The sequence below is a fragment of the Salinarchaeum chitinilyticum genome, from assembly GCF_055390775.1.
Genome location: NZ_AP043888.1, coordinates 169,629 through 194,323, shown reverse-complemented (window position 1 = coordinate 194,323; position 24,695 = coordinate 169,629). Strand labels below are relative to the sequence as shown.

Genomic DNA, 24,695 nt, shown 5'->3' with positions numbered 1-24,695 from the left:
CGCTCGAAGCGGCAAACCGGACGAACCCGGTCGGATCGCTTCCTCGTGGAGCAGTCAGAAGACGTCATCGGCCGCGATCCGGTCGTCCTCGATTCCTTCGCCGCGGACCGTGATCTCGTCACCGAGGTGGACGTCGGTGTCGGCCTCCACGCGAACGGTGCGTTCGCCGTTGTCGAGGATGATCGGATCGCCCGCCTGGACGACCACGCCCGTGAACTCCACAGTCTCGCCGACGGCGACGACCGCGTCGTCGGTGGTCGCACTGGCCGACGCGTCCTCGGTACTCGTCTCGGTCGCCTCCTCTGTCTCCGCCGTCCCGCCCGTGGCAGTGACGGCCGCTGCTTCGGTAGCGGGTCGATCGTCGCCAGCGTCGTCGCTTCCTGAATCGTCCGGCGTCCCTGACTGATCCTGGGTCGTCGATCCATCCCGTGTCGAAGACGAATCCTGTCCGTCGTCTTCACCACCGAACGCAGAGAGATCGGCGTCGCCGTCCTCGGTGCCACCGCCACCGGTCGGGGGCCCCTCGTCGCGTTCGAGGACGGTCACCGCTGCCTGCCAGCCTGCAGAGGCCTCGAGGTCGTCTTGCCAGCCGTCCTGGATCTCGACGTCGGCCAGTGCGACCTCGTCGCCTGGTGACAGTTCGAGATCCGCCTTGTCGCCCCAGAGCGCGACGCGGATGTCGCCGGAATCGTCCTGCACGCGAATATTTCTCACCTGGCCTTCGGAACCGTCGTCGCGATCGAACGTCCGCTTGGGGTCGGCAGAGCGAACGACGCCGACGAGGTCCACCTGCTGGTCGATCTCGACCTCGTCGATCGGCGTCGAGTCGGGTTCGTACTCGACCGACGCCTCGAGTTCCTCGATCGCGCCGCGCTCGCCCACGTGGAGTTCGAGGTCGCCGTCGCGTTCGCGAACGTAGCCGTCCACGACCTCGACGGAGGTGCCGGGGTCGATCTCCTCGGCACGGTCGGCCATCCCGTCCCAGAGCGTGGCACGGATCCGCCCCGACGGATCGCCGAGCGCGAGGTTCGCGACCTTCCCCTCCGAGCCGTCGTCGCGACCGAACGTGCGGACGGACTCCGTGTCGAGCACGAGCGCCTCGACGTTGACGTCCGAGCGACCGAGCGTGAGGTCGTCGATCGCCGTGGTTCCCTCCAGATCGACCGCGACATCGACGTCGGGCGCGGGCTCGGCCTTGTCGACGTTGACCTCGAGCCCGCGGTAGCCCTCCGCGGGGCGCCCCGCGATCTTGATCACGTCTCCGGGTTCCATCCGCTCTGCGGCGTCGGCGGCGAGTGCGTCCCAGAACGCGATTCGGAGCTGGCCCGACTCGTCGGCGACCTCCGCGTTGAGGACTCGCCCTTCGTCGGGTCCGTCGGCGTCCGACTGTTCGGCCCCGGCCCGGTCGGATGGATCGACGTCCGCCTCGGCAGCGTTCGCGTTGTCGTCGCCGTCGGCTTCAGCTTCCCCGGACTCGTCGAGCGTGCCCTGGTTCTCGTCCCCGCCGCTATCGCGCTCGAACGTCTTCAGTTCGCCGAGCGAGACGACCTTCGCCGCGAACTTGACCTCCTCCATCCCCGCCTCGATCTCCGCGACTCCCTCGACTTCGCCGCCGTCCTCGTCGAGCTCGTGGGCGACGAGCATGGCCGCGGTCTCGTCGTCGGCGAGCCCGCCCATCCGCTCGACCCGCTCCTCGACGCGCTCACGGAACTCCTCGAGTTCCACGTCGGCCTCGAGGTCTTCGTGAATCTCCTCGATGACGCCCATTCTATCGCTCAGCATGGCTGGGCGCCGTTTAAGCGTTGTCGTTGGCGCGGAATCGCCGCGCTGGCTGGCGGTTTTCGACTCGCGTCGATCGACCGACGTCGGCCGTCGTGGCAGGCATCACGCACCCACTTCGCCCCGTCATGCTACAAGAAAGTGTGGCGGACGAGGGATCCTGCGTCGCCTGTAGTTCGACCGGGCTGTCCGTTGGCCGATTCAGGGAGCGCCGTCACCTGTCTCCGCCCAGTTCGTCACGTGCTCGTCGCTGCCGACGTGTTCGACGGTCGTTCCGTGGAGCTGATCGACGTTCGAGACGTAGACCGTCGCCGTGTAGTCGACGGCACCGAGACACTGCTCGCAGACGGAGCCGACCGATTCGACGTCCACTCGCAGGACGAGCTGTCGGTTCCGGATCTCGGTGCCGACGATCACTGCTTCGTGACAGGGGGTCGGCGCACCGATCGTCCCCTCGACGGTCACCGTTCCCTCGGCGCGCTTGGCCGTGGCGGTGCCGACGTCCGCGGTGCCGCAATCGGCTCCAGTCGTCTCGATAGTGCTCGCATCGACGGAAGGGGGTGCCTCACTATTGCCGTCGCTCGATCCGGGCGGCTGGTCGTCCGCTGACGACCCGTTCCCGTCGCCGCCCCCGGTTCCGCGCGCCAGACATCCCGCGAGGACGGCCGTTCCAGTCGCAAGCCCACTCAGCAGAGCGCGTCGGTTCATACCTGTGAGAACGGTCTCCGGAGACAAGGAACCCCCGTTGGCTCAAAGGGGCCTTTCACTCACCGCCCGCTCCGCATCGTAACCCCTTTAGTGCGGTCGAGTCGTATCGATGAATGAGTCCTGGTAGGGTAGTGGACTATCCTCCTGGCCTGCGGAGCCGGGGACCTGAGTTCAAATCTCAGCCAGGACGTTCACTTCACTCGCTTCGCTCGTTACGTTCACGTCCTCGTGAGCGAGTGCAGCGAGCAAACGAGGGCTCGGAAGACGAGTGGAACGAGTCTTCCGGTGTCCTGGCGAGCCCGTACTCACTTCGTTCGTGCGGACGCCACCAGAACTGCTCCAGATATTCAGAACAGGTCCAGTTTTCCGACAGCAGAGCTTCCCAGCCGTACGAATCGTAATTGCGAGAACGAATACGTTCGTTGACTACTGCGTCGCGCGATACTCGCCGAATTTGACGCCGATCGCGAGGCAGATCAGTCCGAAGATGGCCATCGACGGTGCGACCATCATCAGGGTAGTCTGGACGGCCATGAACCCCATCGCGAGGAGGCTTCCGACGCCAACGACGATCACGGCGAGGAACGCGACGACTGTCGTGACTGGGTCGAACTCGACCATGCGCGGTCGTTACCGCTCCGCCGTGAAAATACCGGACGTTTCGGTCGGGGCTGCCGGTAGCCATCGAAGCGACGAGACGCGGTCGGGAACGACGGAATCAGGCCGATTCGCCGCTCGGTCGGATGACCCCTGCGAGCGAGACGACGAGTCCGAGGAGCCAGCCCAGCGGCACGGAGATGCCGAGCCACATCAGGACGTAGGCGAACCCCTCGAGGTCGAAGGCGTCGCGGATCGACTCGTTGAGCCCGCCGACGTAGAGGACGTTGTCGAGGAGCCAGATCGCGAGGTCTTCACTGCGCGGGAAGATCGCGTCACCGACGACGCCGGAGAACAGCGCCGCGACGACTGGCGGGAGGAAGATCGCCGTCATCGCCGCCGGATAGGCGATCGCGATCGTGAGACCGCGGCCGCCGTACCGCGTGCAGAGCGCGGCGAGCCCCGCGGAGAAGGTCGCGACCGTTCCCGCGGCCGCGACGGCAAGGAACCCCTCCCAGGACAGTTGGAAGTGGGCGACGATCGTGAGCGCGCCCCACGCGACTGCGGCGACGACGACCACGCCGAGAATGCCGATGCCAGCGATCAACGTGTCGATACGACGGGTGTAGAAGCGGGTGACGACGCCGAAGAGGGCGAGCGGGTAGAGGATCCCGACCATCAGGAAACCCACCACGCTCCACGCGCGGTAGGCGATCTTTCCGGAGGTCGTGTTCGGGGTCCACCGACCGAGGACCGAGTGGGCCTGCCGCTGCCGGGGGAAGACGAGCTCCATCCACGTGTCGTGGAGTCGCCGGAGGTCGATCTTGACCCCGTCGAGGACGCCGCCGCGCGCAGAGCCGGCTGCCATACACGATCCGTGCGCGCCGCCGGGAATTGAATGTTGGGGAACGGTCGCGAAGGATAGTCGAAGGTTCGGACGAACCTTCGGACGAACGGAGGAGGTGCTCGAACGCTATCGACCGGGGCGCTCGGCTGCCATACCGGGACCTGCTCTGGAACGGTTCCTGCGCTGGGAGGGTGCCGGTGCTTCAGTTCCAGGGACCGAAGCTCGGATCGACGCAGCGCTCCCGGCGGTCGATCGCGTCGATCCGTTCGACGTCGTCATCGTCGAGTTCGAGATCGAGACTCCGCCAGTTGTCGTGCACGTGCTCGGTACTGGTCGCCTTCGGGATGGTCACGACGTCGCGCTGACGGAGCCACGCGAGCGACACCTGGGCTTCGCTAACGCCGTGCTTCTCGGCGATTTCGCCGATCGTCGGATCGTCGAGCACGCCCCCGCGCGCGAGCGGTGAATACCCGACGACGGTCACGTCGCGATCCTGGCAGTGACCGACGAGCTCGCGCTGGGACAGGAACGGATGGATCTCGAACTGGTGGAACTCGATCGGCGCCTCGGAGACCTCGATCGCCTCGTCGACCTGCTCGGGGAGGAAGTTACTGATGCCGACGTGGTCGATCAGTCCACGCTCCCGGAGTTCGGCGAACGCCGAGAACGTCTCCTCGGGCTCGTACGTGCGCGCCGGCCAGTGGACGTAGAGGAGGTCCACCCGATCGACGCCGAGTTTCTCGAGGCTCTCCTCCGTCGTGGCGATCACGTCGTCGTGGGCGAGGTTATCGATCCAGACCTTCGTCGCGAGGAAGATCTCGTCGCGGTCGACCTCGGCCGCTGCGATACCGTCGCCGACAGCCGCCTCGTTGCCGTAGATCTGCGCGGTGTCGACGTGGCGGTAGCCGGCCTCGAGCGCGGTCCGGACGCTTTCGGCACACTGCGCCGGGTCCTCGTTCTGCCAGGTGCCGACGCCGAGCGCCGGGGCGCCATCGATCGACGGGCAGTCGGCAGCCGCTGGGAGTTGTTGGCTCATACACTCGCGTTCCCGCTGTTCGATCAAAGGCGTTGGGAAGCCGGCCAGCCGAGTGAGTTTGGCGTCGGAATCGACGCGCGGGATGGAGTGCGCAGATCACCTTTCTGACCCGCGCGAGGCGGCTGAAATCCGTTGCACCGTGCGCAGTATTCAGCAATATTCATAACCGTCAGGGCGGACGTTCGCCTATGGACGACCACTACGACGTGGTAATCGCCGGTGCGGGGCCGGCAGGCGCGCAGTGTGCGCGGGACGTCGCCGCGCGAGGATACGACGTGGTCGTTCTCGAGACCGAAGGTGAAGACGAGTTCCCGGCCCAGTCGAACAAGTCGACTGGCGGGACCTTCCCCTCGATGATGGCGGCGTTCGGGATTCCCGACGACGTGGTGATGCAGTTCACCGACTCCGTCGTCCTCGAATCGCCGAACGATCACTACGTGCAGGAGCAGCCCGGTGCCGTCCTCGAGTTCGGGGATTTCAAGCGGTATCTCGTCGAAGACAGCCGGGAGGAGGGTGCGGAGTACATCTTCGACGCACGGGTGACGGCGCCAATGACGGAGGACGGCGAGCTCGTCGGCGTGACGTACAACGGTGACGAGGAGGTCCACGGCGACATCGTAATCGACGCCACTGGTCCGAGCGCTCCACTCGCCAAGAAACTCGGCGTGAGCGATCTGGAGCGACGAAACCAGGCGATCGGCATCGAGTACGAGTTCGAGGGCGTCGATCTCGACGTCGAGGGCTACGCCGATCTCACCGACGCGATGATGCTCCGGCTGGATCACGACCTCGCACCAGGGGGCTACTCCTGGATCTTCCACACCGGCGGCGACACCGCGAAGGTCGGGCTCTGCTACATCCAGAACGAGAGCTATCAACGGTACGCGCCCGCCGACCGCACGATCGACGGCTACCTCGATCACTGGCTCGAGAACGACCCACGGTTCGAGGACGCCGAACGCATCGCTGGCAAGCAACACCGTGGATCGGCCCACATCCAGCCACCCAGCTCGATGTCGACCGAGTCGTTCATGGCGATCGGTGACACCGTCCCGACGGTCGACCCGCTCTGGGGCGAAGGGATCCACAAGTGTATGAAATCCGCGCGGGCGGCCGCGATCGTCGCCGACCACGCACTCACCGGCGAGGTCAACACCTCCGCGGAGAAAATGGCGATCTACGACGATCTCTGGCACGAGGAGGTGGCACCCAACGCGGACAAACGCCTGTTGCTTACGAAGCTGCTCTACCTCGCCCCGAACGACAGGTACGACCAGCTCATGGGCGACCTGCGAAGCTCGACCAAGGACACGCTCGCGGAGGCCAACGAGGGGAACAAGCGAGCGATCGCCAAGCTGCTCCACCTGCGTGACGTGCCGACGCTCGCTCGCCTCGCCCGATTGCACTACGGCGGGTAATTCCGTACTGCGCGTCGTGGCATTCGAGCGTTGCAACTCCGCCGGCCGAGACGGGATTGTTCGGATAGCTCGGACGTCTGCTGTCTCTCGAAGCAGCCTGCCCTGCAGCAGGGCTCGGTGACCCCCGGAAGCCCTTTATCCGGTGCTGCCAATTGACGCCCCATGAAGCGGCAGGGGTTGCTCCTCCTCGCGACGCTGGCGCTAATCGTCACGGGTGGGTGCGTCGGCCTCGTCGTCGGCGACGGCGTCGAAATGGACGGCGAGCCCGCTGCAGTCGACGAGGACGCGCTGGCTGAGACCGGGTACACGTTCTCGGAGTATCGAACGATCTACCTCAACGAGTCCTTCGACGTCCTCGGGCAGGAACGCCACGTCAACACCACGAATCACGCGGTGATCTACAATCGAACGTCGACCCTCGAGCAGTTCGACCAGGACACCGGCGGGTTCGTCGTGATCTCGACGCCAGACGTCTCCATCGCCGGGAAATCCGTCAATCCCGCGGCGCGGATGTCGAACCGCGAACTCGTCGAGCAGTTCCAGGGCGAACTGGAGTCCCAGGTAGGGGAGCTCGGATCGCTACGTGCAGTTTCCGAACGGACCGAGCCGATGCTCGGATACGCCGCCACCGTCAGCGTGTTCGAGACGGAGACCACGATCGGCGATCGCAACGTCACGCTGTACGTCCACGTCACGAAGGTCAAACACCGGAACGATATCGTCGCCGCGATCGGCGTCCATCCCGAAGCGCTACAGCAGCAGGCACCCGAAATCAGCCGATTGATCCGCAACGTCGAGCATCCGGTCGCTTCGCCTGGCGCGTAATTGCTCGGGTAATCGTTGGGGCACTGTCGGCGGCGGGACGAGCCGATTTCGGCACTCGCTCGACTCCGCAAGCGAATCGCTCCGGATCTGGTGACGTACGCCGAGTGCCAGATTCAGCATCGTCGGATCGCGAGCCAGGGCACCAGCGAAGGAAAAAACCGGGCCGTTACCGCGGGCCAAACGGCATGTCGAGCGTCTGGTTCTGCTCCTCGTCGATTTCGGGCCGCTCGGTCTTGAACGAGCGGTAGTTCCTGTCCAGCCCCCAGGCGAACAGGTACGTCGCTACGATGAATACGCCACACGCCGCGAGCAGATACTCTGCTGGCGGAACGGGGTAGCCGAAGAACGGTCCTCTGACGACGTACCACCCCGACGCGGCCGTGATGACGAAGCCAAGTGCGCCCACGAGCACACCAACGATGTCAGTCATGATTTGTGGTGACCGGTGGTGGCCACTTGCCACCGACCAGTGGCCAGAAGGTATTAAAAGGATCGTAATATCTGGCCCAGTAACCAATACATATTAATAAATTCTGGAATGCATATAAAATGCCAGGCGACTGCGGATTCGAGAACGTTCGATAGAGGTGCTGTCAGCCTATTTAGTGGCTACTTGGCACCGTCACGACTGCAGGAGATCGAAAAACCGTCGAGAGACGACGGCTGTCGCTTCCCAGCCAATGAAGTCGAATCGGTCGGAAACCCCGTGTGTTCTCAGGCCTCGCCGCGGAGCGTTCGCGCGCGATCGACGTTCCACTCGAAGCTCTTCCCGTCCTCTGTCGGCGTCTCGAGAACGAACGGGAGGTCGCGAAGCTCGGGGTGGTTCAGCACTGCAGCCATCCCCTCCTCGCCGATCTCGCCCTCGCCGACGTGGGCGTGTTCGTCTTTGTTCGTGCCGCGGGCGTGTTTCGAGTCGTTGAGGTGGAACGCCTTCAGGTGCTCCAGTCCGACGACGTCGTCGAACTCGTCGACGGCCGCCTCGACGCCGGATTCGGTCGTGAGATCGTAGCCGGCGACGAAGCTGTGAGCGGTGTCGAGACAGACGCCGAGCTCCTGATCGCTGCGGTCGAGAACGCCGGCGAGATGCTCGAACTCGCCACCGAGCTTCGTCCCCGACCCTGCGTCGGACTCGACGAGAATCTGGACGCCATCGGGCACGTCGAGAGCATCGAGCGTCGCTGCAGCGTTGTCCAGTCCCTGCTCGACGCCCGCGCCCGTGTGGGCGCCGAGGTGGACGTTGACGTACTCGACGCCGAGCGTCTCGGCGGCGTCGAGCTCCGCCTGCATGCTCTCGATAGACTTCTCACGGAGATCCTCCTTGGGCGTGGCGAGATTCACGAGATAGGCGGAGTGGATGAGCCAGGGTCCTTCGAGCTGCTCGGCCGTCTGCTCGCGAAACGCCTCGGCCTCCTCGTCGTCGATGGAGGGGCCCTTCCAGACTTGCGGGGACGTCGTGAATATCTGTCCGCAGTTCCCCCCGACGTCGAGCTGGCGCTCGACGGCGTTGTCGACGCCGCCAGCGATCGAGACGTGCGCTCCGATCTTCATGCGAAACTGGAGCCATCCGACGAGCAAAGGCACTTCGATTGCAGCCAGCTGGACCGCCGATGGTGACTGCGGGACAGGAGGCGGATGACTGTAGAGGGTGGATGACTGTAGAGGAGTCTGGCGCCTGTGCGGCGGTCGAATCAGGCGTCGGTCACGGTCCGATCGTGGAGCCAGGAGTCGCTGTCGTACTTTCGGTCCGCGAGCGCTCGTGCTCTCTCGAGTTCGGCGTCCGTCCAGCTGCCGACCGCCGCGTCGGCCCAGTCGAGCAGCGCCGCCTCGAGGTGATCGACCGCGTCCGCACGGGAGATCCCCGACTGCTCGCGGATCGACGTCACCCGTTCTCGAAAGCCCGCTTCGTCGATTCCAGGGGCGCGAAACGCACCGAGGTGGTGGTCGGGAGCCAGCGAGTACGACAGCGAACCGTGCTGGATGACTGCCTCGCGCTGGCGGTACTGTGCGTTGCCGCTGAGTTTCTTCGGCGTCCCCGCGGCGTCGCCCGTGCCGTCGATACCGGCCTCGGCTGGCGAAGTCACGATATCGTGGGCGGGGTTGATCGCCCGGAGATAGCAGGTCGGCTCGTGGATCGCTGGCTGCTCGGCGTCGGCGAAGGCAGCGTCGACGCCCATCCGATCGAACGCGTCGAGGATCGGTGTACAGAGCAGCGAGTAGGTCTCCATGAGGTCTCCCGGTAGCTCCTCGGCGGGAGCGATCACGCTGTAGGAGACGTCCGCGTCGTGATCGTGGTAGATCCCGCCGCCACCGGTCTGCCGCCGGGTGACGCCGATCCCTTCGGCGTCGCAGTACTCCCAGTCGACGGTCCCCGGGTCCTGGCGATAGCCCAGCGAGAGCGTGCTCGGCTCCCAGCGGAACGCGCGGACGGTCCTTGGACCGCCGGCGACCGCCGTTTCGGCGGCGACCTCCTCCAGCGCCATGTGCATCGGGCCAGAGCGGGACGTTTCGGGAATCAGCCGCCAGTCCCGGTCGGCGAGCGGTCCAGACGAACTCGTCATAGTGGGCGTGTACTCGGAGTCGGATCAAATCGGTTGCGCTCCGCTGACAGTCGAGCGATCGTTGCCGGACTGACCGCCGATTCAGGAGCGGAGAAGTCCAGCCGAGCAGACGCGCTCCGGCACTGATATCTCGGCAAATCTATATAGCAGTATGGTTGTTTGTATATGTGAAAGGCAGCATATATACGTGAAATAGCACGGTATTAGTGTACCCTGTCGATACGTACTGCCAATGCCAGGCGGCACAGCGTCGGACCGCCGAACCGTCTCGCGTCGTCAAACACTCGCTGCGATCGCAGGGATTGGCGGCGCAGCGCTGTCGGGTTGTGTCGAGTTCCGGAGTGCTCGATCGGAGACGTCGGGCCTTTCTGGAACCATCACCGTCCGTGGGAGTTCGACCGTGTATCCGCTGATGAACCTCTTCGGTCAGCGTTTCTCGCTGGATCACGAGGACGTTGAGATCAACACGGCTCCGACCGGAACTGGTGCGGGGTTCGCCGACCACTTCTGTACTGGAAACGCCGCATTCAACAACGCCAGCCGACAGATTCGCCAACCGGAGGTCGAGCAGTGTCAGAGCAACGGCGTCGAGTTCGTCGAGCTGACGATAGCGACTGACGCGATCACCGTCATCGTCAACAAGAATGCCGACTTCGTCGACTGCCTCACCGTCGACGAACTCGCGTCGATCTGGCAGGACGGTGGTGCCAAACGCTGGAGTGACGTCCGACCGTCGTTCCCTGATCGGAAAATCGCCAGGTTCGGAGCAGCCGACACCTCGGGGACGTACGATTACTTCTCGACGCACATCCTCGGCGAAGACGTACAACACACTACCGATTACCAGGCCACGGAACAGGACAACAGCATCGTGTCGGGCGTCAACGGGAACGAGTTTGCGATCGGCTATCTGGGTTTTTCCTACTACTACAACAACTCGGACGCCGTCAAAGCCCTCGGCGTGGACAGCGGCGATGGATGCGTCGTTCCCAGTCTGGAGACGGCATCGTCAGGCGCGTACGACGTGCTCTCCCGTCGCCTCTACACGTACGCGGCGAAGTCCGCGTTACGGAACGATCACGTCGCCGAGTTCGCCAGATACGTCGTCCAGTCGAGTACGGACCGATCTCTCGTCGCGGATCGGGTTGGGTACGTACCGAACTCGCCCGAGCGGATGGGCATCGAACTCGACGAACTTAACGCGGCGATCGAGGAGGCACGTCAATGAGTACGGAACCCGACGTGCCGGATCTGACCCGTGATGATCGGCTCTCGGACCTCACGGAGTCCGGCTGGTCTTCCTTCTTCGTGGCCTGTGCAGCAGTAACGCTGCTGACGACGATCACGATCTCTGCGATGTTGCTCTATCGATCCGGGCAGTTCTTCGCCGAGTACTCGATCGTCGAGTTCTTGACGGGAACGACGTTCCGGGCGAGTGCGGAACTGTTCGGTATCGTCCCACTCGTGATCGCGACGCTGGCGGTCACGATCACGGCCGGGCTGATCGCGCTTCCCGTAGGTACGCTGACTGCGATCTATCTGAGTGAGTACGCGAGACCGCGAACGAGGGCGATTCTCAAGCCGCTCCTCGAGATACTCGCTGGCGTCCCGACCATCGTCTATGGGATTTTCGCCCTCATCTACGTCACTCCGGCGCTGCAGCTCCTGTTCCCGTCGCTTCCGACCTTCAACCTGCTATCTGCGTCGTTGATGATCGGGATCATGACGATCCCGATGGTTTCCTCGATCAGCGAGGACGCGATGAGCGCGGTTCCCGACGATCTCCGACGAGCAGGCTACGGACTCGGCGCGACGAAGTACGAGGTATCGACGGGCATCGTGCTCCCAGCGTCGTTATCCGGAATTGCCTCCTCCTACATTCTCGCGGTTTCCCGAGCGATCGGCGAGACGATGATCATCGCCGTCGCCGCCGGAACACTGGCGACGATGCCCCCGGTTCGCGAAGCAGGCGGCGTCGTTCCCTACGTGCATCCGGGCGACGTGTTGCTCGAACCTGGGATGACGATCACCAGTGCCATGGTTCATACGCGTGGCGGGGAACTCACTGGCGGTTCGCTCGCGTACGACGCACTGTTCGCTCTCGGTATCACACTGTTCGTCGTGACGCTGACGCTGAACGTCGTTAGCGACGTGATCGCTGAACGTTACAGGGAGGAGTACTGACGATGTCGAACGAGAAACCATCGGAATTCGGACACGTTAGCCGGCTCCGGGGGAACGTCTTCGAGGCAGTTGCCTTTGGCTCGTCGGTGCTGGGTATCGTGCTACTGGGCGTGCTCCTCGCGTTCGTCTCTGTCGACGCGTTCGGCCTCGATGCGGCCGATGGCGGCTGGATCGTTACGGTCGTCGGACTGGTCGTCGTCCCGCCGCTCGCGCTGACTACCTACGGTCTGGACGAACCAGGCCTCCGACGCCGGGCAGGACTGGCGTTCCTGTTCGGTATTCCACTCGCCTTCGCTACAGACCTGGGCCTCTCGACGATCGGCGTCGACATCGCACTGTTCGACTGGTTCCTTCTCTATCTGTTCGCTGTCGTGCTGCCGACCTCCGGTTACGTCCTCTCTGGAGCCTCTGGAGGTGCCGTCGGTGCAACGGCAATGGGCTTTCTCGGTCGCGTCGTTGCGGGACTCGTTCTCGGCGCCGCAATCCTCATCCTGTTCGTCGTGGTCGAACCACAGCTCTGGTTTCTGCTGTACACGTTCTCGGTGCTGCCATTCGTCGCGATCACGTGGTACACGCGACGCAACGTCGAGACACCACTCAGCGTTGCCCGGCTTCCAGTCGCGGCAGTGGGTGCACTCCTCGCCCTCGGGCTCCACCAGCTCCTGATATTTTACACCCCATACTGGGCGTTCCACGTCTGGTCACTCGCAGTTCCGACCGCAATCGGCGTCTTGCTGTTCTATCGCCGCAACCGATCCAGCGAGCAGGCACGACTCGCTGGCATCGTCACTGCACTCGCGTTGATTCTGGGGAGTCTCGCGATCGGTACGCTTGGCGTTCCTCCGAGCTACGCGCTGTTTGCCCTTCTCGGGTTGGTCCCGGCAGGACTGTTTGCCGAGCGCACGCTGGGTAAGCACCCGAGCCGACTCGGTCTGCTCGTACCGCTGCTCGCGATCGTCGGTGCGGCCGTTGCGATAGTCGTCACGGACGTTGCCGGGTTGGCCGGTCCACAACCGTGGCTCGACTGGGGATTCGTGACGAGCGTGAAGGGGAGTCCGGCAGCCGAGGCGGGGTTCTATCCCGCGATCGTCGGCTCCATCATCGTCATCGCACTCGTTGCGGTCCTTTCATTCGCCCTCGGTGTTGGCACCGCCGTATTGCTCGAGGAGTACACCGCTGACGAAGGTCGCGTCGGTACGATCACCCGACTCGTCCAGATCAACATCGCGAATCTGGCGGCCGTTCCGTCGGTCGTGTACGGGCTCCTGGGTCTCGCTGTGTTCGCCAATCTCTTCGGTCTCGGTCTGGGTACGGTCATCACTGCGAGTCTCACACTGTCGCTGTTGATCCTCCCGATTACCATCATCTCCGCACAGGAGGCGATCCGATCGGTTCCGGACGACCTCCGCCGTGGCTCCGATGCGATGGGCGCAACGCGCTGGCAGACGACGAAGAACGTCGTGATCCCGGAAGCGATCCCGGGGATTCTGACGGGGACGATTCTCGCGCTGGGCCGTGCGATCGGTGAGACTGCACCGCTGCTGCTGATCGGAGCGGCGTCGTCCCGTACCGGCGTCAATACTGGGGTCTTCCAACGCGTGATCACGATGCCGACCCAGTTGTTCGCCTGGTACAACGCCCCGAACGACTTCCAGACTGGCGTAGTTCCCGCTGGAGTCGTCACGCTGCTGGCCGTCCTCCTCATTATGAACGGGACCGCGATCGTCCTCCGGAACCGGTACGAACGGACCGATAGCTAACCCGGCAATCCCGTCGTATTCATCGCCGTTCGCCTGAGAGCATCCAGAGGACACTTTGGGCTCTACTGCGGTCGTCAACCCATGACGGAGTGGATCGGCGAGACGTTCACGAGCGACGCCGGCTGGAACCACCTGGAGACGCTGGTCGACATCGGGAACCGAATGGCCGGGAGCGAGGGCGAACGGCGGGCAGCGGAGGCTACTCGGGATGCACTGGCCGACGTCGGCGCACGCGATGCCAGGCTCGACGAGTTCGAGGTCCAGGGCTGGACGCGAGGTTCGTCCGCCATCACGGTCGACGGAACCAGCCAGGACTGCATCGCACTTCCGCGCAGTCCCGCTGACAGCGCCACGGGTGAACTGGTCGACGTCGGCTACGGTCTGCCCGAGGACTTCGATCGAGATCCCGAGGGGAAGATCGTTCTCGCAGCGAGCAACGTCCCCGACTGGTACGACCGCTTTCTCCATCGTCGCGAGAAGTACTACCACGCGGTAGAGGCTGGCGCAGCAGCGTTCGTGTTCCGGAACCACGTCGAGGGCTGTCTCGCACCGACAGGCAGCGTCGGGACCGAGGACGACCCGATCGGTGACGTTCCAGCCGTCGGCGTCTCCAAAGAAGTCGGCGCACGACTTACCCGCAGATGGGAGGGCGAGGACGTGACCGTCTCGGTCGACGCCGAGATCGAGGACGCGACGAGTCAGAACGTCCACGCAGAGCTCGGTCCGGAGACGGAGGAGTCGATCCTGGTGACGAGCCACGTCGACGCCCACGATATCGCCGAAGGTGCGAGCGACAACGGCGCCGGAACTGCTGTCGTGGTCGAGATCGCGAAAGCGCTCGCTGCCCGCGAGGCCGAGCTGGACACGCGGGTCCACCTGCTCGTCTACGGCGCCGAGGAAGTCGGCCTCTGCGGATCGGCCTACGACGCCGCACGGCGCGACCACGATACCGTCGCCGGCATCGTCAACAACGACGGCGTGCTGCGGGGACGGACCTTGCGGTTGTACAGCCACGGGTTCGACGACCTCGACGCCGCCGCGGAGACTGTCGCCGATCGGTTCGACCATCCGATCGAGGCCACGCCCCGTCTCAACCCGCACAGCGATCACTGGCCGTACGTCCAGTGGGGCGTCCCCGGTGTTCACGTGATGGCCGAGACCGACTACGAGGGTCGAGGCTGGGGCCATACCCGCGCCGACACGCTCGACAAACTCGAGGTACGAAACCTCCGGGAGCAGACCGTTCTCCTGACCGAGATCGTGGTGCAGCTCGCCGACGAAGAATCGGAGATCGATCACCGACCTCCAGAGGCAATCGCCGAACAGCTCGAGGACGAGGATCTCGCAGAGGGAATGCGGATCATCGGGGACTGGCCCTACTAGTCGCCGGCTCAGCCGGTCTCGCTCGACGGGGAGACTGGTCGTTCCTCGATCCGCTCAGACGTGCTCGTCGAGGAACGCCGCGATCCGCTCGGTGGACTCGATCCGGTTCTCGAGCTTGCTGAAGCCGTGTCCCTCGTCGTCGAAGACGAGTAACTCCACGGGAACGCCCTGTTCGCGGGCAGCCTCGGCGACCTGCTCGGCTTCTCCCAGTGGGACCCGTGGATCGTTCGCGCCGTGGGCGACGAACAGCGGCGCGTCGACGGCCTCGATCGAGTTGATCGGGCTGATCCGCTCGAGGAGCTCGCGGTCGTCATCGAGGCTGCCGTACTCGGCCTCGCGGAGTTCGCGGCGCCAGTCGCCGGTGTTCTCCAGAAACGTCACGAAGTTCGCGATGCCGACGACGTCGACGCCAGCGGCCCACAGATCAGGGTACTCCGTCATCGCAGCGAGGACCATGAAACCGCCATAGGAGCCGCCTTTGACGGCGATTCGATCGGCGTCGATCGCGGACTGGCCCCCGAGCCAGTTCCGGCCCGCAACGAGGTCCGCGACCGAGTCCATCCGCTTTTCCACGTCGTCGAGGTGCGTGTAGTCGCGGCCGTAGCCCGTCGATCCCCGGACGTTCGGCTCGAAGAGCGCGTAGCCCCGCGCGAGGAAGTACTGCTGGACAGCGCTGAAGGAGGGGCGGCGCTGGCTCTCGGGACCGCCGTGGACGTCGACGATCACGGGAATCTCGCCGCTCTGACCGGCACGCCGCTTCGCAGCGGCCTCGTCGGGCATCGTGAACAGCGCCGGAATCTCCCTGTCGTCGAACGTCTCGTACCGGATCAGCTCCGGCTCGCGGAAGGTTTCGCGGGGGATACCGGCTGTCGGCGCGTCGGTCCAGCGCTCCGCCGGGAGTTCGGGACCGCCGACGTCCCCGAAGGAGCCGCCAGCGACGGCCGTGGTTTCGCCGCTGCCCACGTCCACGACCCAGACGTTCGCGTTCTGGCTCCGCCCCGTGGTCGTGATCGAGAAGCGCTCGCCGTCAGGCCCGACGTCGACGCCCCCAGCGACGCGGCCGGGGAGGTCGGGCGTCGGGAGCGGGTCGAGCTCGGTTCCCCCGACAAGCGATCCCACGGCGAGGTCGGTCTCGCCGTCGACGTTCCGCGAGGCGACGACCAGTCCACTGTCCTCGTCGACGACCACGCCACCGACCTCCCAGTCGCCGCCGGTCCAGACCGGCTCGATCTCGCCGGTGGCAAGATCGAGGTAGGCGAGCGATCGGGTGTCGGCGTCCACGTCCGTCGCGAGATAGATTCCCTCGCCGTCGGGTGCCCACTCCGGGCTGGAGTAGCGGATCGCATCCTCGTGGTCGGTCACCTGCTGGAGATCGCCACTCGCGAGATCGAGGACGTGCAGTTCGTGGTCGAAGCTCGACCGGGCCTCGTGGACGAGCAGCCGATCGTCGCTCGGGCTCCAGCCCGCCAGCGAGAGCCAGCCGTCGCCCTCGGCGATCAGCTCTGCGTCGTCGCCGCGGGCGTCGCGGTCCTGAACGTAGACGTCGAAGACGGCCTCATTCCTGCGGTTGGAAGCGAAGGCGAACCGGTCGCCGTCGCTGTCCCAGCCGCCCCAGCGGTGTTTGGCGTCGGGATGGCGCGTGCAGTTCTCGATCGTGCCGTCCTCCAGATCGAGGCGATGGAGCTGTGCGCGCTCGTTGCCTCCCTCGTCCATGCCGAAGACGAGTTCGGCTCGCGTGGACGAGTAGTCCACGAACGTCACTCGCTCCTCGAAGGTCGTCCGCTGGACCGGCCAGGCGCCGGGTTCGTCGATCGTCCAGACCTGCGGGACGCCGGTCGTGTCGAGCAGGAAGGCCAGGGATTCGCCGTCCGGCGCCCAGGAGCCGCCGTAGGCACTGCGAACGTTGAGGTACCGTTCGAGGTCGTACGACATGGACGGAGTTTCCCTGCAGCGGGCAAAAACCCCGCGGCGGGCGAACGTGGAGACGCGTCGTTCGTGGATCCACACGACCCCGATCGCCGTCGTGGGCCGGTGGGATTTTTACCGGGGCTGTGCATCCAGCCGAGTATGCGCGTCGCCGTCGTGTCACCAGAGACGATTCACCACCGTGACGCCGACGACACGCGGCGACTCCAGCGGCTCATCCACGCCCTCACTGATCGCGGCCACGACGTAACCGTCTGCTGTGGCCGCTGGTGGGGCGGGCACGGTGCGACTACTGACGGCGCTCAGCGCTCGGCCACTGACCCCGAGTCCAGCGAGTCCGTCGAACCGACCGCTGCCGCTCCCGAGGAGCCCCAGACCGCGGATCCCGACGAGCTACCGACAGCGAACCCGGACGATCTCCCACCGGCAGGAACGCCTGCAGCCGGCGAGGCGGCCGAGCGCGCAGCCGATGAGTCCGGCGTGGCCGCGCCGAACGATGCCGCCGGCAGTACCGACGACGAAACGAAACCGTCGGGAACGGGTGCCGAAGACGAGGTCGCCTCGACGCTCACCGTCGACGGCGTCACGTATCGTGCGGTGATCGCCGACGCCAGCGAGCAGCGATCGTTCGCGACCTGGGCGCCGCTGGCAATCCGGAAGTCGAAACCGGACGTGATTCACGCGATCGCGACCCGTCCCTCCACCGTCGTCGCCGCCAGGGCCGGAGCGACGCTCGCTCGCGCCCCCGTGCTCGCGGAGTGGTACGATCCGTCGCTCGCGTCGGCGAGTGACTGGTCGACGAGACAGGCGCTCAAGCGGGCCGGCCGGATCGTCACGCCCTCGCGACTGACCCGCCGACAGCTCCTCGAGCTCGGTGCCGACGACGCGCGGCTCCAGGTGATCCCGAACGCCATCGACGTCTCCCAGATCGAGTCGATCGAGCCGGCCGACGACGGAGACGTCGTCTACGCGCGGCGACTCGACGAGGACGCGAATCTCGAGAGCCTGTTCCTCGGGCTCGCAGAGCTTCGCGACCGCGGCTGGTCGGCGACGATCGTCGGTGACGGCCCCGCCCGCGAGGAGTACGAACAGCAGGCGAAGGATCTCCGGATCGACGACCGCGTCACGTTCGCTGGCGCCTGCGACCGCGAAGAGCGCGTCGCGATCTACCGGGGCGCCCACGCGTTCGTCCAGACCGCTCGCCGGTGCGTCTTCGCCACGGAGCTCCTGTGGGCGCTCGCGTGTGGCTGCGTCGGAATCGTCGAGTACCACGCCGATTCGAGCGCCCACGAGCTCGTCGAAGGGCGGGACCGAGGGTTCCGGACGACCAACCCCCGCGAAACCGCGCAGGCGATCCGGGACGCCGGCGGGCTCGAACAGCTCGCGATCGACGACTCCTTCGCGAACTTCGACGAGTCGACGGTGTTCGAGCAGTACGAGTCGTGCTACGACGATCTACGGGAGCAGTGGGGGATCCTCTGAAGGGACGGCTCGGCCGCTCGGCGTCGTGAGGGCCGCTGAACTGGCCAGGGATCGCTACGGCTCGCGAATCCGGATCTCGCCCTCGGCGGTCACTGCGACGGTGACCGGATCGACGAGTCTGCGGCCGTCGAAGGACGCCGCGCCCCGGTCGGTGATCGCCGAGATGAGCTCGGGGGTGGAGGCCTCGACCTTCACCTCCGCCTCGTCGCAGGCTGCGTAGATGCGATCGGGAACGTCGTAGAGGTCGGTGCCGGGCTCGATCTGCAGGCTGACGGGCGCCTCGAGCGCCTCCGCCACCGCCACGGTCGCCGTCGCCTTCTCGACGTTGCTCCGTGCGCTGGATTCCACGCTGGAGACGTTCGCCCGTGACGTGCCGAGCCGATCTGCGATGTCGGTCTGCGTGAGCCCTCGCTCGCGGAGCGCCAGCACCTCGGCCTGTCGCGGCGTGAGGACGTTCTCTGCCGCTGTGTACCCTGCCCGATCGAGGATCTCGGCCGCTTCCGGATCGGCGACGCCGTTGCGCTGGCCGTCCGTCTCGTCGACGAGATGCTTCTCGGAATCGTCAGCGGCCCCGTCTTGCTCCGTCATCGGGACCCTCCGGGAGAAATCATGACTGTGCTTCGAAGCGGTCCGTTCAGCTACCCCAGAAGTCCTCGCGACTGCCGAGGTGGGGACGCCGTTCGTCGGCTTCCTCGCGATCGTCGCTCTCGGCCGAATCGTCGTCGTCCTCTCCGTCCTCGTCCTCGGGCTCCATCGGGAGCCGCTCGAGCTCGTCGGCCTTGGCGTGGTTCGAGTGGACCTTCGTGATCTCGACTTTCGCGCGAGCGTCCGGCAACACGCCGTCGACGAGGACGACGAACCCGTCGTCGGTGCGACCGACGCCCGCGCCGCTCTCGTGGATGTCCTCGACGTCGACGACGACCTCCTCGCCCTGCTTCACGGGCTGGGTCTTCAGGTCGTCGATGGGCTGGCTGTAGTGGTTGCACCACTCCTTCCCACCCCGATCCCCATAGTGCGTACATCCCATGCCCTCGATGCGTTCCGAGAAGCTGGGACAGTCGTCCGCCAGCGGACAGTTGGCCATAGCGAACCTTCGTCGGGCGGCAGTGTAAACGCTTGCGGCTTCGTCGCCACTGTCGCGTGGCGAGAATCGATCACCGGCATCCCACGGTCTGAACGTCTCGAATCGATCCCCTGATCGCCGGTACGAACGCCGGGAGTCGGCCACTGAAACGCCCTGGACTGCTCCTACGAATCGAACGACGAGGTGGGGATCCCAACGACCCCGACGAGTACCTCCGCTCGCTCTGCGAAGAGGCAGGACCGTTATGTAGGCGGGGATGGTACCACTGCTCAATGCTGGAGCTGGAGCACGGTTTCCGGGTCGTCGACGTCCACGCACGCCTCTCCGTCGACGAGGACGTCGCCGCGCGCGGACGCATGATCTCCCCGGATCGGCTCGAGCGCGAGATGCGCCAGGCCGGCGTCGTCCGTGCGGTCGTCGTTCCCGAGACCAACCCGGAGAGCCGCTATCTGCAGTACAACAACGCGGTCGCGAGGCTGAGCGTCGAGCGGCCGTTCGTCGCGTTCGCGCGACTCAGCGGCCCGCGATCGGTCTCGGACTCGGCGACGAACCGACTCCGCGACGCCGTCGCACGAGGCAACGACGAGCACACGGATCCCGGAGAGATCGAACAGTACGCGTACGACGATCGCTTCCACGGCTTCGTGCTGGATCCTGCCCGCGATGGCCTCCCGGATCGGGAGACGCTCGACGAGCTGGAGGCCGTCGATCTCCCGGTGTTGGTGCCCGGCGGCGAGGCATTCCCGCCGGAGCGCATCGCCGAAACGCTGCTCGATCGGTCGTTCCCGACGATCCTCGGCCACTTCGGCGGCCACCCGCTCCAGCGGGAGCTGATGGATCGAGCCATCGACCTGCTCGACCGGTACGACGAAACGTATCTGGACACGAGCCTCGTTCGCTACCGCGAGCCACTGGAGCGCGCCCTGCTCGAGCATCCCGATCGAGTCCTCTTCGGCAGTGGTGCGCCGGCGAGTCATCCAAACGTCGGCGTGATGGAGCTCCTGACGCTGGACGTCTCCGAGGACAAGCTCCGTCGAGCGTTCGATCGTAATCCCGGCCGCGTGATCGAGGCGCTGGCGCCACAGGAGGAGGGGACGCCAACCAGCTGAAGCCCGGTTCGGTGTGGACCGTCGCGTCTTATCGTGTCCCACGTATCCCGTCGATTGCTCCCGTTACCGTCGCATCGCTGAACGTCGTGCGTACGCTCGACACACCCGAGCAACTGCTTTGGTGTCCGTCGGGCGACGTTAAATCGTGACCGACGTGGTCGACCTCACTCCGGCGGACGCCCAGGCACTGACCGATCTCTACGAGGAGTACGACTGGTGGGCCGACCGCGAGGTCGACGGGGTCCGGCGAGCGCTGGCGTCGACGCCGGTCGCCGTCGGCGTCGTCGAGGACGATCGACTGGTCGCGGCAGCGCGAGTCGTGACCGATCACACCTACTACGCGACGGTCTACGACGTCATCGTGGCCGCCGACCGCCGCGGCGACGGCGTCGGCGAGACGCTCCTGGCAGCGGTGCTCGACCATCCCGACCTCCGAGCGCTGCCGAGGCTCTCGTTACTCAGTCGTCGGGGGCTGGTTCCCTTCTACGAGTCCGTCGGCTTCGAAGTGTTCGACGCGGAGGTCGACGTGCCGGAAGGCGGGACCGAGGAACTCGTCCGGATGACCTACGAGTTCGACGAGTGAGTCCAACGGAGGAGCGGGAGGAAGAGGAGGGGAGATTACCGCCAGTCGTAGCGCTGCACGACGCGATCGGCCCGGGCGGAGATGCCGTTGGGATTCCGGCGACGGCTCCGGTCGCGTCGGCGCGCTCGCCAGCCGTCTTTCGCACCGACGACGAGGCCGGCCGTCGCCGCGCGGCCGTGGCCGAACCAGCTGGTGAACTGTCCCTCGCCGTCCAGCACGGAGCGAGCAGCACCGACGGCGTCACTCGCCGCGTCGCCGAGGGATCGCAGCACGACGGACGGGCGAAGCCCGTAGTTCTTGACGAGCTGGTACGCCAGGGAGCGGTACCGCGTCCGGCGGTCGGTGTCGAGCTCGCCACCGTCGGCGCCGAACTGGCTGTGGACGCTCATCTCGGGAATCCACTCGACGGCGAAGTCGAGCCCGGCGAGCCGGTGTGACGCGTCGCGGGAACCACCGACCTCGAGATACTCGTCGAACCCGTCGAGTGCGTCGATCGCAGCGCGTGAGAAGACGACGTTTTCGCCGTTGCAGAAGGTGACGGAGCGGCCGGCGATCGATCGAGACGATTCTTCGACGCCCTCCAGCGTCGTCCTCGTCGGCCCGGTGACCACGTCGGCGTCACCGGCGAGCCCCGCCTGGACCGCGTCGAGCCAGCCGTCGTCGACGACGCGGTCGAATCGGAGGAGTGCGATCGTATCGCAGTCCGCTGCTTCGAACCCCGCGTTTCGTGCCGCGTTGACGTTCCGGTCGGCGATCTCGACGAGCGTGTCGACGTCGCCACGCTCGGAGACCATTCCGGTAGTGCCGTCGGCGGAGGGCCCGTTGACCACGACGACCTCCGCGTCGGGGACGTGCTCGGCGAGAGCGTCGAGGCAGCCACCGAGCTGGTCCCGCCCGTTGAGCGTTGGGACCACTACCGAGAGCTCCATATATCGCCGCAATCCGTCTCGCTGAGGCATAAGCCCTTGGGATTCCCACGAACGTGCAAAAATGAGATCTGTTCACGACGAGAACGCCTAAAGATACGAGACGCTGGCGCCGTCGGGTCCGGTGAGAAACTCGCACGCAACGAGGACACTTCTCGTTACCACGTGACAGCGTCTGACGACGCTGGCGTCGGCCGAACTGTCCGTTCTTGCTCCACTTTGGGGCTCGAATACGCCGTCCAGTCGTCCCTGGCGCGTGACACGGACGCATGCACACGTGTTCACCGACCGTCTACGCACTCACTGCTGCAACTCCGCGCACCGATTCCCCCGTCGATCTGTGGGCTTGGAACTGCTGCACGGAGCCAGCGACCGGAAGACCGTCCAAACTCCCCCGGAACCTTTGTCCTCTCACGACGAACGAGGCCGCATGATCACCAGCGACCGGATGGCCGCCGTCGACGCGAACGCCGCGGCGCTCGGCGTCCCCCGGAAGCAGCTCATGGAATCCAGCGGGAACGCCGTCGCCCACGCCGTCCGAGAGCGGACCGCGCCCGACGATCGGGTCGCGATCGTGGCTGGTCGAGGCAACAACGGCGGCGACGCCTTCGTCGCCGCGCGATTTCTCGAGGATCGCGACGTGACCACGCTCCTCCTCGGCAGGGCATCCACCATCTCGACCGAGATCGCTCGCGAGAACTGGACGGCGCTCAGTGCGGCCGAACACGACGTGCAGGAGGTCCGCGACTCCACGGCACTCTCAGGGAGGGGGACCGATCCGGGGCCAGCGACGGTCCTCGCGGAGGCAGATCTCGTCGTCGACGCCATGCTCGGCACCGGCGTCACTGGGGCGCTCCGGGAACCGGCCGCGACCGCCGCCGAGGCCATCAACGCCGCCGACGCGCCCGTCGTCGCCGTCGACGTCCCCTCCGGCATCGACGCCGATTCCGGCGACGCACCCGGGGCTGCAGTGGAGGCCGATCACGTGGTCACGTTCCACGACGAGAAGCCCGGGCTCGGGGACCTCGACGCGTCGATCGAGGTCGCCGACATCGGCATCCCCGGGGCTGCTGAACTGTTCGTCGAACGTGGCGACCTCCAGCTCCTCGACAGGGCTTCGGACAGTCACAAGGGCGATCACGGCCACGTCCTCGTGATCGGCGGCGGGCCCTACACTGGCGCGCCGGCGCTCACCGGGCAGGCAGCCCTGCGGGCCGGCGCCGACCTCGTGACGGTCGCCTGCCCGGAGTCCGTCGCCGACGAGGTGCAGAGCTACTCGGAGAGCCTCATTACGGAGCCGCTGCCGGGCGATCGAGTTCGGCCGGGCCACGTCGACGCGTTGCTCGACCTCGAAGCCGACCGCACGGCGACGGTGATCGGTCCCGGCCTGGGTCGGGATGCTGACACGCTCGATGCAGCCAGAGAGTTTCTCGCCTCCGCGACCGGGACGGTCGTCGTCGACGCCGATCCGCTCCGGGTCGTGCCCGACGTGGACCCGGCCGAACGCGACGCGACGTTACTTTGTACGCCACACCGCGGCGAACTGGCGGCGATGGGCGGCCCCGAGAACGACGAGTGGCGCGAGCGAGCCGATGCCGTCGAGGACTTTGCGGAGCGTCTCGACGCGACGCTCCTCGTCAAGGCCCCCTACGACGTGATCAGTGACGGCGACGAGACGCGCGTGAACCGAACCGGGAATCCGGGAATGACCGCCGGCGGAACGGGCGACGTGCTCGCCGGAATCTGTGGGGCGCTGTCCTCGACACAGTCTCCGGTGCAGGCAGGTGCGATCGCAGCGTTCGTCAACGGTCGCGCGGGCGATTCGGTCGTGGACGAGCGGGGGTACGGACTGCTCGCTGCGGACCTCCTTCCCGAGATCCCGCTCGCGATGTGGGGTGACCGAGATGACTGAGGATGACGAATTCTCCGACGGGGACGACTCACAGTCCGACGCGGCGCTGACCCATACCGACGACGATGGCTCCGTCGACATGGTAGACGTCGGCGACAAGCCCGACACGGCACGCCGGGCAGTCGCGCAAGGCCAGCTCCGCCTCCAGCCGTCGACGATCCGGTCCATCGACGCCAGCGGGGCCGAGACGAACGATATCGAGAAGGGCGACGTGCTCGCGACGGCGCGCGTCGGCGCGATCCAGGCGGTCAAGCACACCTGGGAGACGATCCCGCTGTGTCATCAGATCCCGATCACGAACGTCGAGACCGAGTTCGACCTCGGCGACGAGGCGGTGACGCTGTCCGTCGCCGTCGAGACGACCGGCAAGACCGGCTGCGAGATGGAGGCCCTCGAGGGCGTGACGACCGGCCTCAACGTCGTCTGGGACATGGTGAAGTCGGCGGAGAAGGACGCCGACGGAGGGTATCCGGAAACGAGTATCGAGGACGTCGGGGTCGTGGAGAAGACGAAACGTCCGATCGAGTGACGGCACGGAACCGTCCGTGCATCGCGAACGCTCTTGCACCGGTTCACGG

General features: G+C 65.9%; 23 protein-coding genes and 1 tRNA gene. 12 read left to right on the top strand and 12 right to left on the bottom strand.

The window, feature by feature from the left end:
• Positions 1-54: 54 nt before the first annotated feature.
• Positions 55-1,767, bottom strand: coding sequence for an OB-fold nucleic acid binding domain-containing protein (locus ACZ5KP_RS00980; RefSeq protein WP_460921076.1), 1,713 nt, complete (start codon positions 1,765-1,767; stop codon positions 55-57).
• 213 nt (positions 1,768-1,980) lie between these two features.
• Complete coding sequence (locus ACZ5KP_RS00975) at positions 1,981-2,487, bottom strand: hypothetical protein (protein WP_460918978.1); 507 nt, start codon at positions 2,485-2,487, stop codon at positions 1,981-1,983.
• A 117-nt stretch (positions 2,488-2,604) separates the two neighbouring features.
• On the opposite strand from ACZ5KP_RS00975, the gene ACZ5KP_RS00970 reads away from it, so the two are divergent.
• Positions 2,605-2,677, top strand: a tRNA-Arg gene (locus tag ACZ5KP_RS00970).
• A gap of 236 nt (positions 2,678-2,913) precedes the next feature.
• On the opposite strand, the gene ACZ5KP_RS00965 is transcribed toward ACZ5KP_RS00970, so the two are convergent.
• From ACZ5KP_RS00965 to ACZ5KP_RS00955, 3 genes are all read right to left on the bottom strand, one after another.
• A complete protein-coding gene (locus ACZ5KP_RS00965) occupies positions 2,914-3,108 on the bottom strand; it encodes a DUF7333 family protein (protein WP_460918977.1) in 195 nt (64 codons plus the stop codon).
• A 97-nt stretch (positions 3,109-3,205) separates the two neighbouring features.
• A complete protein-coding gene (locus ACZ5KP_RS00960) occupies positions 3,206-3,952 on the bottom strand; it encodes a hypothetical protein (protein WP_460918975.1) in 747 nt (248 codons plus the stop codon).
• A 181-nt stretch (positions 3,953-4,133) separates the two neighbouring features.
• Positions 4,134-4,967: an aldo/keto reductase gene (locus ACZ5KP_RS00955; RefSeq protein ID WP_460918973.1), complete on the bottom strand. Its 834-nt coding sequence runs from the start codon at positions 4,965-4,967 to the stop codon at positions 4,134-4,136.
• A gap of 188 nt (positions 4,968-5,155) precedes the next feature.
• Here ACZ5KP_RS00955 and ACZ5KP_RS00950 point away from each other — a divergent pair, with 188 nt between their 5' ends.
• Together ACZ5KP_RS00950 and ACZ5KP_RS00945 are read left to right on the top strand one after the other, a co-directional pair.
• Complete coding sequence (locus ACZ5KP_RS00950; RefSeq protein WP_460918972.1) at positions 5,156-6,385, top strand: digeranylgeranylglycerophospholipid reductase; 1,230 nt, start codon at positions 5,156-5,158, stop codon at positions 6,383-6,385.
• Between the two features lie 162 nt (positions 6,386-6,547).
• The gene (locus ACZ5KP_RS00945) at positions 6,548-7,210 is read left to right on the top strand and encodes a DUF6517 family protein (RefSeq protein ID WP_460918971.1); all 663 of its coding nucleotides are present in this window, start codon (positions 6,548-6,550) and stop codon (positions 7,208-7,210) included.
• Positions 7,211-7,376: 166 nt separating this feature from the next.
• On the opposite strand, the gene ACZ5KP_RS00940 is transcribed toward ACZ5KP_RS00945, so the two are convergent.
• The 3 genes from ACZ5KP_RS00940 to ACZ5KP_RS00930 form a co-directional block, all read right to left on the bottom strand.
• Positions 7,377-7,640 carry a DUF8132 family protein gene (locus tag ACZ5KP_RS00940; RefSeq protein WP_460918969.1) on the bottom strand — a complete coding sequence of 88 codons (264 nt, stop codon included), beginning with the start codon at positions 7,638-7,640 and terminating at the stop codon, positions 7,377-7,379.
• Between the two features lie 284 nt (positions 7,641-7,924).
• A complete protein-coding gene (locus tag ACZ5KP_RS00935) occupies positions 7,925-8,758 on the bottom strand; it encodes a deoxyribonuclease IV (RefSeq protein WP_460918967.1) in 834 nt (277 codons plus the stop codon).
• A gap of 140 nt (positions 8,759-8,898) precedes the next feature.
• Positions 8,899-9,768 (bottom strand): lipoate--protein ligase family protein, encoded by an 870-nt coding sequence (locus ACZ5KP_RS00930; protein ID WP_460918966.1) that lies wholly within the window; start codon positions 9,766-9,768, stop codon positions 8,899-8,901.
• 232 nt (positions 9,769-10,000) lie between these two features.
• On the opposite strand from ACZ5KP_RS00930, the gene ACZ5KP_RS00925 reads away from it, so the two are divergent.
• From ACZ5KP_RS00925 to ACZ5KP_RS00910, 4 genes are all read left to right on the top strand, one after another.
• Positions 10,001-10,996: a PstS family phosphate ABC transporter substrate-binding protein gene (locus tag ACZ5KP_RS00925; RefSeq protein ID WP_460918965.1), complete on the top strand. Its 996-nt coding sequence runs from the start codon at positions 10,001-10,003 to the stop codon at positions 10,994-10,996.
• Positions 10,993-11,952, top strand: a complete 960-nt coding sequence (gene pstC, locus ACZ5KP_RS00920; protein ID WP_460918964.1) for a phosphate ABC transporter permease subunit PstC — start codon at positions 10,993-10,995, stop codon at positions 11,950-11,952. Before ACZ5KP_RS00925 ends, pstC begins: the two co-directional genes overlap by 4 nt.
• Before the next feature lie 2 nt (positions 11,953-11,954).
• Complete coding sequence (gene pstA, locus ACZ5KP_RS00915; RefSeq protein WP_460918963.1) at positions 11,955-13,712, top strand: phosphate ABC transporter permease PstA; 1,758 nt, start codon at positions 11,955-11,957, stop codon at positions 13,710-13,712.
• A gap of 81 nt (positions 13,713-13,793) precedes the next feature.
• On the top strand, positions 13,794-15,095 hold the full coding sequence (locus ACZ5KP_RS00910) for a M28 family peptidase (RefSeq protein ID WP_460918962.1): 1,302 nt from the start codon (positions 13,794-13,796) through the stop codon (positions 15,093-15,095).
• 54 nt (positions 15,096-15,149) lie between these two features.
• On the opposite strand, the gene ACZ5KP_RS00905 is transcribed toward ACZ5KP_RS00910, so the two are convergent.
• Positions 15,150-17,027: a S9 family peptidase gene (locus ACZ5KP_RS00905; RefSeq protein WP_460918961.1), complete on the bottom strand. Its 1,878-nt coding sequence runs from the start codon at positions 17,025-17,027 to the stop codon at positions 15,150-15,152.
• Between the two features lie 135 nt (positions 17,028-17,162).
• Between ACZ5KP_RS00905 and ACZ5KP_RS00900 the strand changes: the two genes are divergently transcribed.
• Positions 17,163-18,503, top strand: coding sequence for a glycosyltransferase (locus ACZ5KP_RS00900; protein ID WP_460918960.1), 1,341 nt, complete (start codon positions 17,163-17,165; stop codon positions 18,501-18,503).
• A gap of 54 nt (positions 18,504-18,557) precedes the next feature.
• Here ACZ5KP_RS00900 and ACZ5KP_RS00895 read toward each other — a convergent pair whose 3' ends face one another.
• Positions 18,558-19,091, bottom strand: coding sequence for a Tfx family DNA-binding protein (locus ACZ5KP_RS00895; protein ID WP_460918959.1), 534 nt, complete (start codon positions 19,089-19,091; stop codon positions 18,558-18,560).
• Positions 19,092-19,137: 46 nt separating this feature from the next.
• Positions 19,138-19,587, bottom strand: a complete 450-nt coding sequence (locus tag ACZ5KP_RS00890; RefSeq protein WP_460918958.1) for a TRAM domain-containing protein — start codon at positions 19,585-19,587, stop codon at positions 19,138-19,140.
• Between the two features lie 272 nt (positions 19,588-19,859).
• Between ACZ5KP_RS00890 and ACZ5KP_RS00885 the strand changes: the two genes are divergently transcribed.
• Together ACZ5KP_RS00885 and ACZ5KP_RS00880 are read left to right on the top strand one after the other, a co-directional pair.
• Positions 19,860-20,696 (top strand): amidohydrolase family protein, encoded by an 837-nt coding sequence (locus ACZ5KP_RS00885; RefSeq protein WP_460918957.1) that lies wholly within the window; start codon positions 19,860-19,862, stop codon positions 20,694-20,696.
• A 145-nt stretch (positions 20,697-20,841) separates the two neighbouring features.
• The gene (locus tag ACZ5KP_RS00880) at positions 20,842-21,279 is read left to right on the top strand and encodes a GNAT family N-acetyltransferase (protein WP_460918956.1); all 438 of its coding nucleotides are present in this window, start codon (positions 20,842-20,844) and stop codon (positions 21,277-21,279) included.
• A 35-nt stretch (positions 21,280-21,314) separates the two neighbouring features.
• Here the strand turns inward: ACZ5KP_RS00880 and ACZ5KP_RS00875 are convergent, their stop codons facing one another.
• A complete protein-coding gene (locus tag ACZ5KP_RS00875) occupies positions 21,315-22,208 on the bottom strand; it encodes a glycosyltransferase family 2 protein (RefSeq protein WP_460918955.1) in 894 nt (297 codons plus the stop codon).
• 427 nt (positions 22,209-22,635) lie between these two features.
• On the opposite strand from ACZ5KP_RS00875, the gene ACZ5KP_RS00870 reads away from it, so the two are divergent.
• Positions 22,636-24,117 (top strand): NAD(P)H-hydrate dehydratase, encoded by a 1,482-nt coding sequence (locus tag ACZ5KP_RS00870; RefSeq protein WP_460918954.1) that lies wholly within the window; start codon positions 22,636-22,638, stop codon positions 24,115-24,117.
• Entirely contained in the window at positions 24,110-24,646 is a 537-nt protein-coding gene (gene moaC, locus ACZ5KP_RS00865) for a cyclic pyranopterin monophosphate synthase MoaC (protein ID WP_460918953.1), read from the top strand. The genes ACZ5KP_RS00870 and moaC overlap by 8 nt, the downstream gene beginning before the upstream one ends.
• The last annotated feature ends 49 nt before the right edge of the window (positions 24,647-24,695 follow it).

What these genes read in the sequence shown, in the direction of transcription:
- ACZ5KP_RS00980 (WP_460921076.1), bottom strand. Translation starts at nt 1,767, where the DNA reads ATGGGCGTCATCGAGGAGATTCACGAAGACCTCGAGGCCGACGTGGAA.
- ACZ5KP_RS00975 (WP_460918978.1), bottom strand. Translation starts at nt 2,487, where the DNA reads ATGAACCGACGCGCTCTGCTGAGTGGGCTTGCGACTGGAACGGCCGTC.
- ACZ5KP_RS00965 (WP_460918977.1), bottom strand. Translation starts at nt 3,108, where the DNA reads ATGGTCGAGTTCGACCCAGTCACGACAGTCGTCGCGTTCCTCGCCGTG.
- ACZ5KP_RS00960 (WP_460918975.1), bottom strand. Translation starts at nt 3,952, where the DNA reads ATGGCAGCCGGCTCTGCGCGCGGCGGCGTCCTCGACGGGGTCAAGATC.
- ACZ5KP_RS00955 (WP_460918973.1), bottom strand. Translation starts at nt 4,967, where the DNA reads ATGAGCCAACAACTCCCAGCGGCTGCCGACTGCCCGTCGATCGATGGC.
- ACZ5KP_RS00950 (WP_460918972.1), top strand. Translation starts at nt 5,156, where the DNA reads ATGGACGACCACTACGACGTGGTAATCGCCGGTGCGGGGCCGGCAGGC.
- ACZ5KP_RS00945 (WP_460918971.1), top strand. Translation starts at nt 6,548, where the DNA reads ATGAAGCGGCAGGGGTTGCTCCTCCTCGCGACGCTGGCGCTAATCGTC.
- ACZ5KP_RS00940 (WP_460918969.1), bottom strand. Translation starts at nt 7,640, where the DNA reads ATGACTGACATCGTTGGTGTGCTCGTGGGCGCACTTGGCTTCGTCATC.
- ACZ5KP_RS00935 (WP_460918967.1), bottom strand. Translation starts at nt 8,758, where the DNA reads ATGAAGATCGGAGCGCACGTCTCGATCGCTGGCGGCGTCGACAACGCC.
- ACZ5KP_RS00930 (WP_460918966.1), bottom strand. Translation starts at nt 9,768, where the DNA reads ATGACGAGTTCGTCTGGACCGCTCGCCGACCGGGACTGGCGGCTGATT.
- ACZ5KP_RS00925 (WP_460918965.1), top strand. Translation starts at nt 10,001, where the DNA reads ATGCCAGGCGGCACAGCGTCGGACCGCCGAACCGTCTCGCGTCGTCAA.
- pstC (WP_460918964.1), top strand. Translation starts at nt 10,993, where the DNA reads ATGAGTACGGAACCCGACGTGCCGGATCTGACCCGTGATGATCGGCTC.
- pstA (WP_460918963.1), top strand. Translation starts at nt 11,955, where the DNA reads ATGTCGAACGAGAAACCATCGGAATTCGGACACGTTAGCCGGCTCCGG.
- ACZ5KP_RS00910 (WP_460918962.1), top strand. Translation starts at nt 13,794, where the DNA reads ATGACGGAGTGGATCGGCGAGACGTTCACGAGCGACGCCGGCTGGAAC.
- ACZ5KP_RS00905 (WP_460918961.1), bottom strand. Translation starts at nt 17,027, where the DNA reads ATGTCGTACGACCTCGAACGGTACCTCAACGTTCGCAGTGCCTACGGC.
- ACZ5KP_RS00900 (WP_460918960.1), top strand. Translation starts at nt 17,163, where the DNA reads ATGCGCGTCGCCGTCGTGTCACCAGAGACGATTCACCACCGTGACGCC.
- ACZ5KP_RS00895 (WP_460918959.1), bottom strand. Translation starts at nt 19,091, where the DNA reads ATGACGGAGCAAGACGGGGCCGCTGACGATTCCGAGAAGCATCTCGTC.
- ACZ5KP_RS00890 (WP_460918958.1), bottom strand. Translation starts at nt 19,587, where the DNA reads ATGGCCAACTGTCCGCTGGCGGACGACTGTCCCAGCTTCTCGGAACGC.
- ACZ5KP_RS00885 (WP_460918957.1), top strand. Translation starts at nt 19,860, where the DNA reads ATGCTGGAGCTGGAGCACGGTTTCCGGGTCGTCGACGTCCACGCACGC.
- ACZ5KP_RS00875 (WP_460918955.1), bottom strand. Translation starts at nt 22,208, where the DNA reads ATGGAGCTCTCGGTAGTGGTCCCAACGCTCAACGGGCGGGACCAGCTC.
- ACZ5KP_RS00870 (WP_460918954.1), top strand. Translation starts at nt 22,636, where the DNA reads ATGATCACCAGCGACCGGATGGCCGCCGTCGACGCGAACGCCGCGGCG.
- moaC (WP_460918953.1), top strand. Translation starts at nt 24,110, where the DNA reads ATGACTGAGGATGACGAATTCTCCGACGGGGACGACTCACAGTCCGAC.